The 15785-nt window shown below is 56.4% G+C and carries 15 protein-coding genes; 9 read left to right on the top strand and 6 right to left on the bottom strand.

The features are described 5' to 3' along the window. Positions 1-103 precede the first annotated feature (103 nt). The 9 genes from WJU22_RS24330 (at position 104) to WJU22_RS24290 (ending at position 10622) form a co-directional block, all read left to right on the top strand. On the top strand, positions 104-985 hold the full coding sequence (locus WJU22_RS24330; protein WP_341840773.1) for an SMP-30/gluconolactonase/LRE family protein: 882 nt from the start codon (positions 104-106) through the stop codon (positions 983-985). 293 nt (positions 986-1278) lie between these two features. Next, complete coding sequence (locus tag WJU22_RS24325) at positions 1279-3693, top strand: TonB-dependent receptor (RefSeq protein ID WP_341840772.1); 2415 nt, start codon at positions 1279-1281, stop codon at positions 3691-3693. A gap of 33 nt (positions 3694-3726) precedes the next feature. Beyond that, positions 3727-4080: a hypothetical protein gene (locus WJU22_RS24320; protein WP_341840771.1), complete on the top strand. Its 354-nt coding sequence runs from the start codon at positions 3727-3729 to the stop codon at positions 4078-4080. Between the two features lie 33 nt (positions 4081-4113). Continuing rightward, the gene (locus tag WJU22_RS24315) at positions 4114-5301 is read left to right on the top strand and encodes a glycoside hydrolase family 130 protein (RefSeq protein WP_341840770.1); all 1188 of its coding nucleotides are present in this window, start codon (positions 4114-4116) and stop codon (positions 5299-5301) included. 37 nt (positions 5302-5338) lie between these two features. Continuing rightward, positions 5339-6424 carry an amidohydrolase family protein gene (locus tag WJU22_RS24310; protein ID WP_341840769.1) on the top strand — a complete coding sequence of 362 codons (1086 nt, stop codon included), beginning with the start codon at positions 5339-5341 and terminating at the stop codon, positions 6422-6424. Next, positions 6424-6930, top strand: coding sequence for a hypothetical protein (locus WJU22_RS24305; protein ID WP_341840768.1), 507 nt, complete (start codon positions 6424-6426; stop codon positions 6928-6930). The genes WJU22_RS24310 and WJU22_RS24305 overlap by 1 nt, the downstream gene beginning before the upstream one ends. 15 nt (positions 6931-6945) lie before the next feature. Further along, on the top strand, positions 6946-7404 hold the full coding sequence (locus tag WJU22_RS24300) for an OsmC family protein (protein WP_341840767.1): 459 nt from the start codon (positions 6946-6948) through the stop codon (positions 7402-7404). Between the two features lie 88 nt (positions 7405-7492). After that, on the top strand, positions 7493-8851 hold the full coding sequence (locus WJU22_RS24295; protein WP_341840766.1) for an acyl-CoA dehydrogenase family protein: 1359 nt from the start codon (positions 7493-7495) through the stop codon (positions 8849-8851). A gap of 187 nt (positions 8852-9038) precedes the next feature. Beyond that, a complete protein-coding gene (locus WJU22_RS24290; protein WP_341840765.1) occupies positions 9039-10622 on the top strand; it encodes a hypothetical protein in 1584 nt (527 codons plus the stop codon). Positions 10623-10675: 53 nt separating this feature from the next. Here the strand turns inward: WJU22_RS24290 and WJU22_RS24285 are convergent, their stop codons facing one another. The 6 genes from WJU22_RS24285 to pncB all read right to left on the bottom strand — a co-directional run bounded on the left by WJU22_RS24285 (position 10676) and on the right by pncB (position 15784). After that, entirely contained in the window at positions 10676-11995 is a 1320-nt protein-coding gene (locus WJU22_RS24285; RefSeq protein ID WP_341840764.1) for an MBL fold metallo-hydrolase, read from the bottom strand. 132 nt (positions 11996-12127) lie between these two features. After that, positions 12128-12538 (bottom strand): DUF6691 family protein, encoded by a 411-nt coding sequence (locus WJU22_RS24280; protein ID WP_341840763.1) that lies wholly within the window; start codon positions 12536-12538, stop codon positions 12128-12130. Positions 12539-12550: 12 nt separating this feature from the next. Further along, the gene (locus tag WJU22_RS24275; RefSeq protein ID WP_341840762.1) at positions 12551-13114 is read right to left on the bottom strand and encodes a YeeE/YedE family protein; all 564 of its coding nucleotides are present in this window, start codon (positions 13112-13114) and stop codon (positions 12551-12553) included. Then, the gene (locus WJU22_RS24270) at positions 13111-13893 is read right to left on the bottom strand and encodes a sulfite exporter TauE/SafE family protein (RefSeq protein WP_341840761.1); all 783 of its coding nucleotides are present in this window, start codon (positions 13891-13893) and stop codon (positions 13111-13113) included. The genes WJU22_RS24275 and WJU22_RS24270 overlap by 4 nt, the downstream gene beginning before the upstream one ends. A gap of 68 nt (positions 13894-13961) precedes the next feature. Beyond that, a complete protein-coding gene (locus WJU22_RS24265; protein WP_341840760.1) occupies positions 13962-14594 on the bottom strand; it encodes a Crp/Fnr family transcriptional regulator in 633 nt (210 codons plus the stop codon). 11 nt (positions 14595-14605) lie between these two features. Further along, positions 14606-15784, bottom strand: a complete 1179-nt coding sequence (gene pncB / locus WJU22_RS24260) for a nicotinate phosphoribosyltransferase (RefSeq protein WP_341840759.1) — start codon at positions 15782-15784, stop codon at positions 14606-14608. Position 15785 lies beyond the last annotated feature (1 nt).

The raw sequence follows: 15785 nt of genomic DNA, 5'->3' as shown, positions 1-15785 counted from the left end.
AGACATGGAACGGAAAACCCGGATTTACGGGTACGTACCCGAAAGATAGGGATATTTTGCTGAAATTGTGTGCAGACAAGGATTTTATTTAATAATTTTCCGCATGATGAAAATGCACGAAAGGATAGTGGCGCCGCTATGGCTGGAAGCCGGGAACATGCTGGGAGAAAGCCCGCGCTGGGACGGCGCGCACCACCGCTGGATATGGGTAGACATCGCCGCCGGAAAGGTTTTTGTGCGGGAGGCGCCTGCAGGCGAAATCTACGAATGGACGCCCGGCCGCCACGTTTCCCTCGCCCTGCCGGAAGACCGCGACCACCTCATCATCGCCCATCACGGCGGCATTTCCCGCCTCAGCCTGCTGCATGGCACTACAACGCTGCTCACAGACATGGGCCTCCGCTGGAACGATCTCCGGTGCAACGACGGCGCCGCCGACGCGCAGGGCCGCCTCTGGATCGGTACCACCACGTTCGATCACCGCGCGGGCGGCGGCGATCTGTATCTGATCGGGAAAGGCCGGGGCGCTGAAGTGCGCTATCCCGCCGTAGCCTGCTCAAACGGCATCACCTGGAGCCCTGGGGGCAAAACGATGTATTATACCGACAGCCTCGCCCGCACCATCGTGGCATTCGACATCGAAGAAAACGGCACGATCGCCAACGAGCGCATCGTCATCACCATCCCGCCGGCATCCGGCTTGCCGGACGGTATGGCCTGCGACGCGGAAGGCATGCTGTGGATCGCGCTGTGGGGCGGTTTCGGCGTTGGGCGGTACGATCCTGCCACCGGCGAACAGATCAACTTCATCGAAATCCCCGTTCCCAATGTTACGGCCTGCTGTTTCGGCGGTCCCCGTCTCGGCACGCTGCTCATCACCACCGCAGCGAAGGAAACCGACCTGGCACAATACCCCCTTTCCGGCAGCCTGTTTGCTGTGCAGCCGGGTGTTTCGGGAGTTCCTTCTGGTTACATCGATTTATAAATCAAGTAGTTAGCTCAAGTTCCGTACGTGCCCGTACGTACCCGCTGCACGTTGCCCGCAATCGTTTGCCGGTGCCGTGCCGTTTCCTGCCACTCATCGGCCATCCCAACCACCCGTCATTTGCCTGCAACTAACGGCATTGCGGCACGTCTTTATTAAGAACGCCGCTGCCGCAGGATTATCCCGTCAAATAATCCAGTAGCGCGGATTTGGGATGAACGGCCCGTGAAAACCGTGAATCCGTGCGAACTTTAACAGCGTCATCCTTACAGCAACTATTATTTAACCTTGTTATGCAACTCCGCTCCATTCTAACCGTGCTGATCCTCGTCGTGTGCACATCCGTCTCGTTTGCGCAACGCAATATCTACCTCAAGGTCACCGACGCAGGAGGGAACCCGCTTCCTTTCGCCAGTGTGGTCGTGAAAAAGACCGCAGATTCATCGCTCGTGAAGGGACAGATGAGCGATACCGACGGCAAAATCCAGTTCGAGTCCGTTAGCCCCGGGAAATATTTCATCGAAGCCTCCCAGATGGGGTTCACCACCGCCCGCACAGCCGCTTTCCAGTTGCAGGAGAAAAACATAGACCTTAAAACCCTCATCCTCCAGGCTGCTCCCAAAAGCCTGAAAGGCGTTGAAGTAACGGCGCAGAAACCCTTCATCGAACGCGCCGAAGGAAAAACGGTGCTCAACGTGGAAGGCAGCGTAGCCGCGGCCGGCAACTCCGTGCTCGACCTCCTTCGCCGCGCACCGGGCGTTACCGTGGATAAAGACGATAACCTCGTCCTCAAAGGCAAACAGGGCGTTACGGTGATGATCGACGGGAAACTGACGTACCTGTCCAACGAAGCGCTCGCCGAACTGCTGAAAAGCATGAACGCGGAAGGCGTGGCTTCCATCGAAATAATTACCAGTCCCAGTGCGAAATACGACGCCGCCGGCTCTTCGGGCATCATCAATATCAAGACGAAAAAAGGCCAGCTGACGGGCTTCAACGGCTCGGTGAGCCTTTCGGGCGGCAACGGCAGATATATGTATTACAGCACCGGTGTAACGCTCAACTGGAGAACGAAGAAGTTCAACGCTTTCGGGAATTTCAACCTCGGCGACCGCCAGGGGTTCAATACCCGCGAACTGAACCGTAAAACCGGGGGCGACGAGCCGCTGCATTATCACCAGAGCGTATTCCAGAAAAACGATTTTCTCAACCGTTCCGGGAAGATCGGGTTCGACTGGTTCCTCAATGACAAGCAAACCATCGGCGTGATGGCCAACGGGTATACCAACGCTTTCTGGCGCTCGGCGCCCAGTGCCACGGAGATCATGCGGCCGGGAATGAATATCGATTCGGTATTGTATTCCGACGTAACGGGCAACAACCGTTTCCGTGGCATTTCCACCAACCTGAATTATAAGCTGAAGATCGATACACTGGGGTCGGAATTCTCCATGGACGCGGATTACGCGAAATTCTACAACCGCATGCACACGTATTTGTCTGACAGCATGCGCCGCGAATCCGATCACAAAATACTCAACCAGAGCGCCCTTCGTACCCTGCCTTTCACCCATATCAAAATCCGCAGCATCAAGGCAGACTGGGTGCAGGCGCTGAACAAATCGACCAAGCTGGAAGCGGGCGCCAAAGGGAGTTTCGTGGAAACGGACAACAACATGGCGTACGATTCGCTGGTTGGCGGCGGCTACAAACCCGTCTATTCCCAATACGATCAGTTCATTTACCGCGAAGACGTAATTGCCGGCTACGCCACCCTGAAAAAGAACTGGAAGAAGCTCGATATGACGGCAGGGCTCCGCGTGGAACATACTTCCTCCGATGCAAATTCGATTTCGCTGAAGAACCGCATCAAAAGATATTATACCGATTTCTTTCCCAATTTCACCGTCGACTATAAAATCTCGGACGATCACAAGGTGGGCGCCACCTACAACAAGCGCATCAACCGGCCGGGATACGGACAACTGAACCCGTTCATGTTCTTCCTCGACAAATACACCTTTTTCCGCGGGAACTCTTACCTCACGCCGGAATACACGCATAACACCGAACTGTCGTACACCTTCAAGAATAAATACATTTTCTCCGCGGGCTACACGCAAACCAACGACGTGATCGACGAATATCTGATCCTGAACGAAAAATCGCGGGTGACGACGAGCACTTCCCGGAACCTGGGAACGCGGAAGAATATTTCGGCGGAAGTGACGCTGCCGGTGGATTTCACGAAATGGTGGAACGCGAACACCAATGCCTCCATTTTCCATAATCAGTATTACATCCGCGATTCTCTCGGGGATTTTTCCACCAAGAGCCTTTCCTGGCATTTCAATTCCACCCACACCTTTTCTTTGCCGAAGGAGATCAAGATCGAGCTGAGCGGCTGGTACGAAGCACCGAACGTATACGGCATCTGGCGCTCGAAAGCGATGTGGGCCGCCAACGCCGGCGTGCAGAAAACGGTGATGAACAAGAAAGGCACGCTGAAAGTGAGCGTGAACGATATTTTCGCTTCCGCCCGTTTCCGGGGAACGGCGGATTTCAACAATGTGTACCTCGACGTGAACAACCGCTGGCAAAACCGGACGCTGAACGTTTCGTTCACCTACCGCTTCGGGAATTCGAAAGTGGAAGGCGCGCGTGAACGGAAATCGGGCAGCGAGGAGGAAAGTCGCCGTGCGGGTTGATGCCGTTTCGTAACTTGCAGGAAATGCAAGCCCATGAGCGATACACATCCGTTGCTGAAAGGCAAATCCAGCGAAGCCCTCGCACTGTACGCCGCTTTCCTGGACGCGTTTAAACAGGAAGGCGCCACGGGTGAGGAGCCCCTCAAATCCATGATCGCCATCAACGGCCGCGGCGGCCATGCCGCTTACGTGACGCAGGTCGGAAAGAACTTTATACATGCGGTGTTCCCTTTCCCCAGGGCGTTTCCGGATAATCTGTGCTTTCAGAAGATCGCGCCCGTGCCGGGGCAGCAGCAGGTGAACCATCACTTCCGCATGCTTTCGGCCGACGATCTCAACGACGAAGTGCGCAGCTTCATGCGGCGCGCCCTGGAACCCGGAGAATAATACATTCGCCGGGTTTTTTCGTATATTCCGAATATGAAAATTCCACGTTTCCTGGCGGTGCTATGGCTGTTGCTCAGCCTGCAGCCCGCCATCGCGCAACATCGCCTTCCCGGATGGGCCATGGGAGGGTTCGTCAGGCCCGAAGGCGTCAATCCCGTCATTTCCCCCGACAGTCTTGTAAAATTCTGGTGCCCCATGCGCGGCGATTCCGTGGCCTGGGAATCCAACGACACGTTCAACCCCGCAGCGGCGGTGAAAGACGGGCGCATCGTACTGCTGTACCGTGCCGAAGACAAATCGGGCGTGGGCATCGGTTTCCGCACTTCCCGCCTCGGGCATGCCGAAAGCAGCGACGGGATTACTTTTGACAGGATGCGCACACCCGTGCTTTTTCCCGGGCCGGATAGCCAGCAGGTGAACGAATACCCCGGCGGATGCGAAGACCCGCGCGTGGCCGTAACGCCCGACGGGCTTTACGTGATGCTCTACACCCAATGGAACCGCAAGGTCGCGCGGCTGGGCGTGGCTACTTCCCGGGACCTGGTGCACTGGCAAAAGCACGGGCCCGCTTTCGCGAAGGCTTTCAACGGTAAATTCGTGGAACGGTGGAGCAAATCCGCTTCGCTGGTGACGGAGGTCGCAGACGGTAAACAGGTGATCTCGAAGATCAACGGCCGATATTTCATGTATTGGGGCGAAAACGGGGTGTACGGGGCCTGGTCGGATAACCTGACCGACTGGGAGCCCGTGGTGGATACGGTGGGCGAGCTGAAGGCGTTTATCCGTCCACGTAACGGTTATTTCGACAGCGATCTCACGGAATGCGGTCCTCCGGCCATCAAAACCGCGTCCGGCATCCTGTTGCTGTATAACGGGAAGAACAAGTCCGGCCCGAACCGCGATCCCCGTTTCAACGCCAATGCCTATTGCGCGGGCCAGGTGCTTTTCGACGCGGCCGACCCGACCAGGCCCATCGCCCGGCTGGACGTGCCGTTCCTCCGGCCCATGGCGCCTTTCGAGAAAAGCGGTCAGTATCGAGATGGAACGGTGTTCATCGAAGGGATGGCTTTCCTCGGCGGGAAGTGGTACCTGTATTACGGATGCGCCGATTCCCGGGTGGGCGTCGCCATTTATGATCCCGCGCAGCCGGGCGTGGCAGACCCCGTGCCGGAAGCGCCGGGATCGCCGCTCGTCATTTTCGGCTTGCAGAATCCCCTGTAATGTGTAGATTTAGTGAGCTATCTTACCCTTAACGCTTATGCTCAGAACTTATGCCTTCGCCGGTTGCCTCCTGTGCTCCGCCGCCGCCATCGCGCAGCAGAAAATGGATTTCGAAAAGTACGATCCCGTATCCACGCTGAAAGTACCCGAACATCCGTTGTCGCGCGCCAAATACCCTTTCGTCGACGTTCATAACCACCAATGGAACATGGGCTCCGCATCGCTCGGGAACCTGACCAGCGCCATGGATAAGCTCAATATGCGCGTGATGGTCAACCTCAGCGGTGGCAACGGCAGCGGGCTGAAAGCCATGACGGATAACATCAAAGCCAGCGCCCCGAAGCGTTTCCTCGTGTTCCACAACATTAATTTCAATGGGATCGGGGAGGAGGGATGGACGGCCAAAGCCGTGGCGCAACTGGAACAGGATGTGCGCGAAGGTGCGGGCGGACTGAAGGTTTTCAAGAACCTCGGCCTCAGCGTGAAAGATAATAAAGGCAACCGCGTGACGGTCGACGATCCCCGGCTGGACGCGATTTGGGCCAAATGCGGGGAGTTGAAAATTCCCGTGCTGATCCACACCGCCGATCCCAAACCCTTCTGGGACCCGGTAGACGAGCACAACGAGCGCTGGCTGGAAATCGTGACCCATCCCGGCCGCAAGCGCGGGCCCAACGATCCCGCGCCCTGGGAAACGCTCATCGCCGAGCAGCACCGGATGTTCAAAAAGCATCCCAAAACCACGTTCATCGACGCGCACTTCGGCTGGTACGCCAACGATCTGGCGAAGCTGTCCCGGTTGATGGACGAAATGCCAAATATCGTGGTGGAATTCGGGGCCGTGATCGCCGAACTGGGCCGTCAGCCCCAAATGGCGCGCGCGTTTTTCGAAAAGTACCAGGACAGGATCCTCTTCGGGAAAGATTCCTGGGTGCCGGAAGAATATGCCACCTATTTCCGCGTGCTGGAAACCGCGGACGAATATTTCCCCTATCACAAGAAATACCACGCGTTCTGGCGCATGTACGGCCTCAACCTGCCGGACAATATCCTCAAAAAGGTATACTACAAAAACGCCCTCCGCATCCTGCCCAAAATCGATAAAACTCAATTCCCGGAATAATGGCTGACGTATACGAAGTAGATGGTGGAACGGTTATTTATAAACTGGAGCTAACCAATCAGGAAGATTGTGAATTGTTGAAACAGCTTTTTCGCAGGTGCGGCGAAGCGCTGAAAAATGGTTTCTTCTTTCGGGGATGGCATGGCATTGCGGGTTCGGAACGGCTGAAACCAGTATTTGGATTCTGGAATGATTTGCTGGATTTGAAAATTACTTCGCATTCGTTGGAGTTTGCATGTGCACGGTTTCCTGATGGAGATTTCGATAACCTGCTGGTTGATTTATGGGATGGGTATGACAGCAATTATCTATGGTTTTTTGCTGAAACACCGCAATTTTTGCCAACTGGGGGCCCAAGCCCGGAGACAGCATCGCTTCCTCCTAATATACAACTGCGTAAATTTGATGCCGATGCAATCTTGATCTATGCTTCTCCAGGCATGGAAGGCATAAAAGAAGCATTATTGATAAGCCTCGGTATGGGTAATCGAGATACTGCCGTATAAGCCGTACATTGCAGCATGCAGTACAAAATGGAAAAACCGGTGCGCGGCACCATCGGGGAAGTGAAATACCGCTGCGTGATCGAATGGCGGAACGGGACCTTCATCGCGGATGAACCCGAAAAAACGGGCGGGCAAGATACCGGCCCCGACCCTTTCACGCTTTTCCTTTCTTCACTTGCCTCCTGTACCCTGGCTACTTTGCGGATGTATATCGACCGCAAGGGGTGGGACATCCCTACCATCACCGTCAACTGTAACATGGCGCAACGCGTGAGCGACGGCCAGCTCATCTCCGTCATCGACCGCGACGTGTATTTCCATCCCGACGCTGATGCGGAACAAAAAGAAAGGCTCCTCCAGATCGCGAAGGCCTGCCCCATTTCGAAAATGCTGGAAGGTTCCCTCCTGATCCGGACAGAAATCAACGGGGGAGAAGCGTTTTCGGAGGAGATGATCCTGCGCAGCGGAGAATAATACATCATAATGCCGCATTCGGCACAGTGACCGATGCGCAACGCTACGCGCAAGGCAGATATAATTCGTAAATTGTAATAAAAATATCATGGCAGGAACACTGGAAAAGATCCGGCAGGCCTACCGCCTGTTCAAATCCATCGACTTCGACCAATTGAACAAGCTCTCGAAGAAAGTAGATCTGCAGAAGGTAATGGAAGGGTTTTCCAAACTGGACGACAAGCAGTTGAAAGGTTTGATGAAGATGATGGAAGGCGGGAAGAAGGAAAAAGTGCTGCCGGAAATCAATGCTGATTTTTACGAATTGCATCTGCGCCTGAGCGATGAAGACCGTGCCCTTCAGCTGAAAGTCCGCGAATTCATGGAGCGCGAAATTGCGCCGATCGTTAATAATTACTGGCTGCACGACGAGTTCCCGCATGAGGTGATCCCGAAGTTCGCGGAGCTGAACGTTTGCGGCCTCACCTACCAGGGATACGGCTGCCCCGGCAAATCGTTCCTCATGGAAGGCATCATTGCCATGGAAATGGGAAGGGTGGATGCGAGCATCGCCACTTTCTTCGGTGTGCAGAGCGGCCTGGCCATGGGCTCCATTTACCTGTGCGGTTCGGAAGAACAGAAGCAGGAATGGCTCCCCGGCATGCAGCAGTTCAAGACCATCGGCGCGTTCGGCCTCACGGAACCTGAAGTGGGCTCCGGCGCGGCGGGAGGCCTCACCGTTACCGCGCAGCGCACGGCCGACGGATGGGTGCTCAACGGCCAGAAGAAATGGATCGGCAACGCCCCCTTCGCCGACGTTACCGTCATCTGGGCCAAAGACCTGGGCGACGGCGAAGTGAAAGGGTTCCTCGTGCGCAAGGGCACGCCCGGCTTCAACGTCGATAAGATCAAAGGCAAAATGGCCCTCCGCATCGTGCAAAACGGGCTCATCACCCTCGATAACTGCGTGGTGGAAGAAAAAGACCGCCTCCAAAACGCCAATTCCTTCAAAGATACCGCCCGCGTGCTCCAGATGACCCGCGCCGGCGTAGCCTGGATGGCCGTGGGCTGTGCCCGCGGCGCCTACGAGAACGCGCTCGCCTACACCCTGAAAAGGAAACAGTTTGGCCGGCCCATCGCTTCGTTCCAGCTCATCCAGAACCACCTCGTGGAAATGCTCAGCAACCTCACCGCCATGCAGTCGCTCGTATTCAGATTGTCGGAGTTGCAGGACCAGGGCTTGCTCAAAGACGAGCACGCCTCCCTCGCGAAAGTATTTTGTTCCCTCCGCACGCGCGACATCGTGAGCCGCGCCCGGGAAGTCATGGGCGGAAACGGCATACTGCTCGAACATAACGTGGCGCGCTTCGTGGCCGACGCGGAAGCGATCTATTCCTACGAAGGCACCAAGGAAATCAATTCCCTCATCGTAGGCCGCGCCATCACCGGTTTCAGCGCATTCGTATAGCTTTACTAACCCATAATTAACACGCCGGCGCCCATTTGGCGCCGGCTGTTTTTTGCCTGCCGCCTTCGGCCGGGAGCCCGCCTGCATGTAAAAATTCCTTAACTTACGTATACTGAAGCATAGCCCCAATTCACGCACCGTCAGCCGCGTATCGTTGTTCCTATAACCCCCGTCAAACCCCACTATCATGCAATACTTTGATTTTCACACCCATCCCATCCTCAAACAGCTGTTCAGCGAATCCGGGACCGTCACCGACATGCTCGGGCGGAACGAGGTGAAAGTCCTGCAATCGCAGTGTACGGACATTCCCAACATCATCCAGTCGCAAATCCACCCCTCGCAACTGGACAATTACGCCGAAGGCGTGCTCCTGGGGATCGTGCTGTACAGTATGGAAAGTTACCTGGCCGCGGAGGTCATTCCCCTCCGGCAGCACCTCCGCGCAGGATCGCAGCATAAATTGTCGGAGCCGCTGCTCAAAAAGATCGTCCGCAACGAATACAAAGCCTACACCGATTTCCTCATCAACCGCACCCTCAACGCCTATCTCGATAACAGCGATATTTTCCATGTGGTGACGCGCGACACCTTTGCCAACGGCCTCCGTACCGACCGGATCAATATTTTTTTCGTGGTGGAAGGATGCCATTCTTTCGTAGACAGCGTGAACCGGACGGGCAACGGGAAATTTTTCCCGGTCAGCGAGATCGTCGATAACCTCGACCGGCTCCTGGCGCGGGATGTGCCCGTCCTGGCCATCAACCTCACGCACATGCAGCAATCCAGCCTCTGCAACCATGCGTTCGGCATCCAGCTCACCGATCCCAAACCGTTTTTCCCGACGGGCAACGGCATGGAACCAGACGGGTACGCGGTGGCACAGGCGCTGTTCGACCGTGGCATCCATCCCGATCTCAAACATATGAGCTACAAATCGCGCCGCGATCTCATGCGTGCGGTAGACGGGCAGGGCGATACGCCGCTCCATTCCCCCGTGCCGCTGCTTTGCTCGCATGCGGGCTTTACGGGTATCCCGTTCGAAGCCTGGCCGGAATACGCCGCGCTGATAAGGGCGGAAGGGCCGATAGTGCGCGTGGAAATGGCGAAAACGCTGTCGGCGGAAAGTATGCCATCGCCCATTTGTACGCCCACTTTCAACATGTCTACCATCAACCTGTTCGATGAAGAGATCGCCTGGATCGTCAGCCACGGCGGCATGATCGGGCTGTCGATGGACCGGCGCATCCTCGGCTACGTCGATCCGTTCGATGCGGACGTAGACGGCAGGTTGGACGGCGATTTTGTGGTGGATACGGATTTTATTTCCCTGGCGGAGTGGGACGAGTTGCAGATCGATCTCGGCAAATACCGCAACAAGGTGGATGCCGATCATTGCCTGGCCGTGGCGCGTTTGAAGAAGAATTGGGAAGAACAGGGGATGCTGGAACGCTGGTACTACGACCATATTTTCCTCCACCTGAAGCATTTCCTCCAGACCTGCCTGCGGGCGGGCATTCCGCTGGATACGTCCATCCGTCACATCACCATTGGCAGCGATTTCGACGGTCTCATCAATCCATTCATCACCATGCCCGGTGTGCGCGATATGGAACGCCTCAAACGTACCATCCGCAACGAGTTCAAAGTATACCTGTCGCAATTGGAAGACGCATCTGCATGGTACGACGATCTGGATGTGGCGCAATTCGCGGAAAATCTCTTCTTCGAAAACGGTTACCGGTTCGTGAAAGATTTCATGGAGCGATAAAAAAGGGCCGGCCCAAATGAGCCAGCCCGACTTAACCTGATGCGTACGGGCATTTAGCCCAGAAATGTCTTTACGGATTCCCCGAGATCGAATACTATGGCTTCGGGAAGGGCCGCGGCTACGATGCTGCTGCCGGCCGCGCTGCGGTATCCGCCGGCGCAATGTACCACGATGGGTTTACCTGCGGGTATCTCTGCCGTTCTTTCACGGAGCTGATGCAACGGAATGGCGATGGCGCCGGGGAAAAGAAGGCCTGCGGCGGTTTCCGACGCATTGCGGACATCCACGATCGTGTAGTTTTCAGGATGCGCGCGGAATGCGTCCACATCCAGCGCGGGCGTTATGGCTGTGCCTCCCTGTGCGATGCCGGTACCGGCGATGAAGGATTCGTAGCCGATTTTGGCGGTCCTGCGGATGAGGGTTTCCAGGCTGGTGGCGTCGCCGGCGAGGAGCACATACGGCTCATCGGGTGTCACGATGCTGCCCAGCCAGGTTTCGAACTTGCCGCCGTCCTGCAGGTTGATAGCCCCGGGAATGTGGCCTTGTTTGAATATGTTTTCCGGGCGCGCGTCGATCACAACGGCGTTGGACTGCGCGCAGCCGGGTACTTTTTTGAGGGCGGTTTCCAGGTCTTCCGCGCCTTTGCGGTTGATGGAAACGTCGTACGGGAAGTATTTCGGGATGAAAGGCTGCTCGGAAAGCAGGGCTTCCACGAATTCAGCTTCCGTCATATCCTGCAGCGACCAGTTCGTTTGTTTTTGTTCGCCGATAGTGGCGCTGGTGGCTGACGACAGGTTTTTTCCGCACAGGGATCCCGAGCCGTGCGCGGGGTAAATTACCACCTCGTCGGGCAGGGTCATCAGTTGCTCGCGGAGACTGTGGTACATGTCTTTGGCAAGGGCTTCGCGTTTGGCGGAAACCTTACCGGTTTTCTCGCGGAGGTCTGGCCGGCCGCAATCGCCGATGAACAGGGTGTCTCCGGTGAACACGGCGGTGGGTTGGCCGTTTTCTTCGAGCACGATGCTGATGCTGTCTGGCGAGTGGCCCGGAGTGTTCAGGGCCTTCAGTACGGCGCCTCCGCCGAGGGAGATGGTATCGCCGTTATCGAATGTGGTATGCGGATAAGTGGCTTCGAGGATGCGGGAGCAATAGACCGTGGCGCCGATGGCCTTGTGCAGTTCCAGGTGGCAGCTCACGAAATCGGCATGGGGATGCGTTTCGATGATGCCGGTGATGTTGGAACCTTCGGCCGCAGCGTATTCCAGGTAAGGAAGCGGGTCGCGCCCCGGATCTACCAGTACGGTGCCTTCAGGGCCCGTGATGGCGTAGGAGAAATGTGCGAGTGCTTTATCTTCGAATTGTCTGATTTTCATTGCTTTTCGTTTTTACAAATTTCGGAATTGTTCCTAGCTGGTACGGTGACTGCGGTCACCATGCAAAGGTCTTGCAAATCCGGAGCCTGTGCATTGACGGCCGTCATCGCCCCGCCTGATTTCATACCGCAGTCAATGTGGCAGTTTCTCCCGGAAGCGGCCGTAGAGCCAGGTCCCCGCGATGGCTGCCAGGATGGTGACGCCCACGGCTGCCGCGCCGGTACCGGCCTGTGCGAAAAGGGGGCCGGGGCAGGCGCCCGTCATGGCCCAGCCGAGGCCGAACAGGAGACCGCCGTAAATCTGCCCTTTGTTGAATTTCTTATCCGGGATCACGACCGTTTCGCCGTGGATGGTTTTGATGTTGAACCGGCGGATGAGCCATACAGACAACATGCCCGTGGCCACGGCGCTCCCGATGATGCCGTACATGTGGAACGATTGCATCCGGAACATTTCCTGGATGCGGAACCAGCTGATCATTTCCGCTTTTACGAGCACGATGCCGAAGAGGATGCCGAATAAAAGGTATTTCAAATATTTCATGCTATCAGATGTTTATAATGCGAGTAAATAGGGAAGGATGAGATTCGCCATGAGAAAGCCCCCGGCCATGAACGCGATGGTAGCCACCAGCGACGGCCATTGCAGGCTGGACAGGCCCATGATCGAATGCCCGCTCGTGCAGCCGCCGGCGTAACGGGTACCGAAACCCACGAGCAGTCCGCCTCCTACCATCAAAATCAATCCTCTCAAAGTAAAAATCTGGTCGATGCCGAACAGCGAAGCCGGAACGATCGCCGCTTCGGGATGTACCCCGTATTGGCTCAATTCCGCCGCCAGCGCCGGATGGATGCTGGCAGGCTGACCGTTGCCGAGCCACTGTGCCGCAACGAAGCCGCCGGCGAGGATGCCCAGTGCGAAAATGAGGTTCCAGGATTCTTTCTTCCAGTTGTACCGGAAGAAGGAGATGTTGGCCGGCGCGCAGGCGGCGCAGATGTGCCGGAAGTTGGAACTGATGCCGAAGGTTTTGTTGCCCGTCAGCAGTAACGCCGGCACGAGGAGGCCGATCAGCGGCCCGGCCACGTACCATGGCCATGGTTGTTGGAGAAATGCTATCATGTGTTGAGTTCTTTAAAAATGATGAATACGGCCATCGCCAGCACGAACCAGCCGAACCCTTTGCGAAGGCCCGTCGTTGATACGCGTTGCGATACCCTTGTGCCCACGGCCATGCCAACGAGCGCCAGGGCGGAAAGCGTGAGCAGCAGCGGCCATTGCAGCTCGAAATGCCCTACGTCCCCCGCGAACCCCGCCAGCGAATTCAGCGCAATGATGAAAAGACTGGTGCCGGCAGCGGTGCGCATGGGCATCTTCAGCAGGTTCACCAGCGCCGGGATGAGCAGGAAGCCGCCTCCCGCGCCCAGGAGCCCCGTCACCAGGCCGGTGCCGGCGCCGTACAGCAGGAGCAGCCATTTCCCGGGAAGCGGCGCGTCCGTTCCCTGCGCCTTGCCACGGATCATGGACCTGGCAGCGGCCAGCATGAGCGCGGAAAGCAGCAACATCATAGCCATGTCGCGGGAAAGGGTAAAACTGCCGGATGTGAAAAGCGTTGCGGGAATGGCGGGGAGCAAAAAATGCCGGGTCAGCAACACGGCCGCTACGCTGGATATGCCGAAGAGCAAACCCGTGGCCACGGAAATCTCCCGCCGCCGGTAACTGCCCGCCGCACCGGCAAGACTGGTACTGCCCACGATAAAAAGGGAATAGGTGGTAGCCAGGGCCGGTTCCAGCCTGAAAAGATACACGAGTACGGGCATAGTGAGGATAGAACCCCCGCTGCCCGTGAGCCCCAGGGAGATGCCGATGAGTATTGCCGCTATGTAGCCCGTCCATTCCATGCAGGTACTTTTTTTGATCCTGCAAATGTCCGGAATGGAGGCGGCAACGAAGGTGACCCAGGTCACCGTTACAACATCTCGATGTATTGGCGGTGTAGTTTGACTTTCCCCTGTTGCTCTAGTTTTTTCAGCAGCCGGCTGATCACTTCGCGGGAAGAGTGAAGGTCTGTAGCGATCTCGCTATGGGTGATGTGGAGTTTGGAGGTACCGAGTTTCTCGCGCTGGTTGTCGAGGTAATATACCAGGCGCTCGTCCATGGCGCGGAAGGCGATGTGATCGATGAGGGTGAGGAGCTCTTCGAAGCGTTCGCGGTAAGTTTCCACTACGAAATTATACCAGCCCTTGTATCGCTGCATGAAATTTTCCATGAATTTCACGGGAACGAGGATCACGGTACTGTCTTCGATGGCTTTGAGCATGACGCCGCTGGTTTCCTGCTGCTGGCCGCATACCATGGAAAGGGCGCAGGCGTTTCCGGGCTCGAGGTAATACATGAAAATCTCGCCTTCGTCGCGCCCTTCGCGGTAGAGTTTCAGCCGGCCTTCGGCTACCAATACGGTGGAGCGGATATTTTGGCCCGTGCGCATGAGGGTTTCTCCTGCGGGGATGTTCCTGATCTCTGCGATTTCCGCCAGTTCTGCTTTCAATTCCGGTTCGAACTGCGGAAAATGGGTGTCCAGAAAAGCACGTGTGTCCATCATCATCCCCCAATTTACGCATTTTGTGCGTCATCGATGCCCAGCACCAGTTTCGCCTGGCGGATCATTTCCCCGCTGCCGGTATATTTGCCCGGCTCGTCGGAAAGTTTCACGACTTCGGTCCATTCGCCGTTATGCGGACTGGTAGCCGTCATTTTGATGACAATGTTCATGGCTTCGGGGCCGGCGTCGTTGGTGAGGCTGGTCCCGATCCCGAAAGACATTCCGATCCTGCCCCTGCAATGCTCCGCGATCCGCGCCACTTTTTCCACGTTGAGGCCATCTGAAAAAATGATGGTTTTGCTGAGTGGATCGATGCCCATTTTCCTGTAATGCCGGATCACTTTGTCCGCAAATGCGAGCGGGTCGCCACTATCGTGCCGCACGCCGTCAAACAGTTTGGAGTACATTTTATCGAACTGGCTGAGGAAAACGTCGGTGGTATAGGTGTCAGACAGTGCGATGCCCAGGTCGCCGCGGTAAACGTCCACCCAATTCTGCAAACCCGTCGCGTTCGACATTTTGAAGCCGAACCGGGCGGCGTGGAACATGAACCATTCATGCGCATGCGTGCCGATGGGTTTTGTCTGGAACATCATAGCGAGGTGAACGTTGCTGGTGCCGATGAAAGACCCCGTCCCGAATTCCTTCAATGCTTCCACCACCAGCTTGTGCACTTTGTATGAATATCTTCGCCGCGTCCCGAAATCTGCTACCGTAACGCCGAGATGCCGGTACCGTTCGATTTTTTGCCGGGTATTTTCGATAATGGCTTCGTTGGAAATCCTTTCCGCGTGGCCAAGCGTGTAAAACAGTTCGCAGATGAGCGACATCACGGGCACTTCCCACAAAATGGCGCGGTACCAAAGTCCTTCCACGCCCACTTCCAGCTGATCGCCATCCTGCGAAATATGTACCTCTTCCGGGTTGTATCGATAGCCTTCGAGGAAATCGAGGTACACGGGGTCGAGGTAAGGGCAGGTGAGCTGGAGGAAGTGTTTTTCCTTTCGGGTAAGCTGCAGGCTGGCCATATCGTCTACCGCTTTCCGGAGCGCATCGGCGAAGCCGGGCGGAAAGGAATGCCGGCCGCGGTTGATGAAGCGGTAACGCGCGCGGGCGTACGGGAATAGCCGGATAACGCCCTGCTGCATGGTAAACTTGTAGAAGTCGTTGTCGAGGATCGAAGATAGCATA

This window comes from Chitinophaga caseinilytica (genome assembly GCF_038396765.1).
Classification (GTDB): domain Bacteria; phylum Bacteroidota; class Bacteroidia; order Chitinophagales; family Chitinophagaceae; genus Chitinophaga; species Chitinophaga caseinilytica.
The sequence above is the reverse complement of the archived record's forward strand: the minus strand, read 5'-3'. Positions and strand labels throughout refer to the sequence as shown.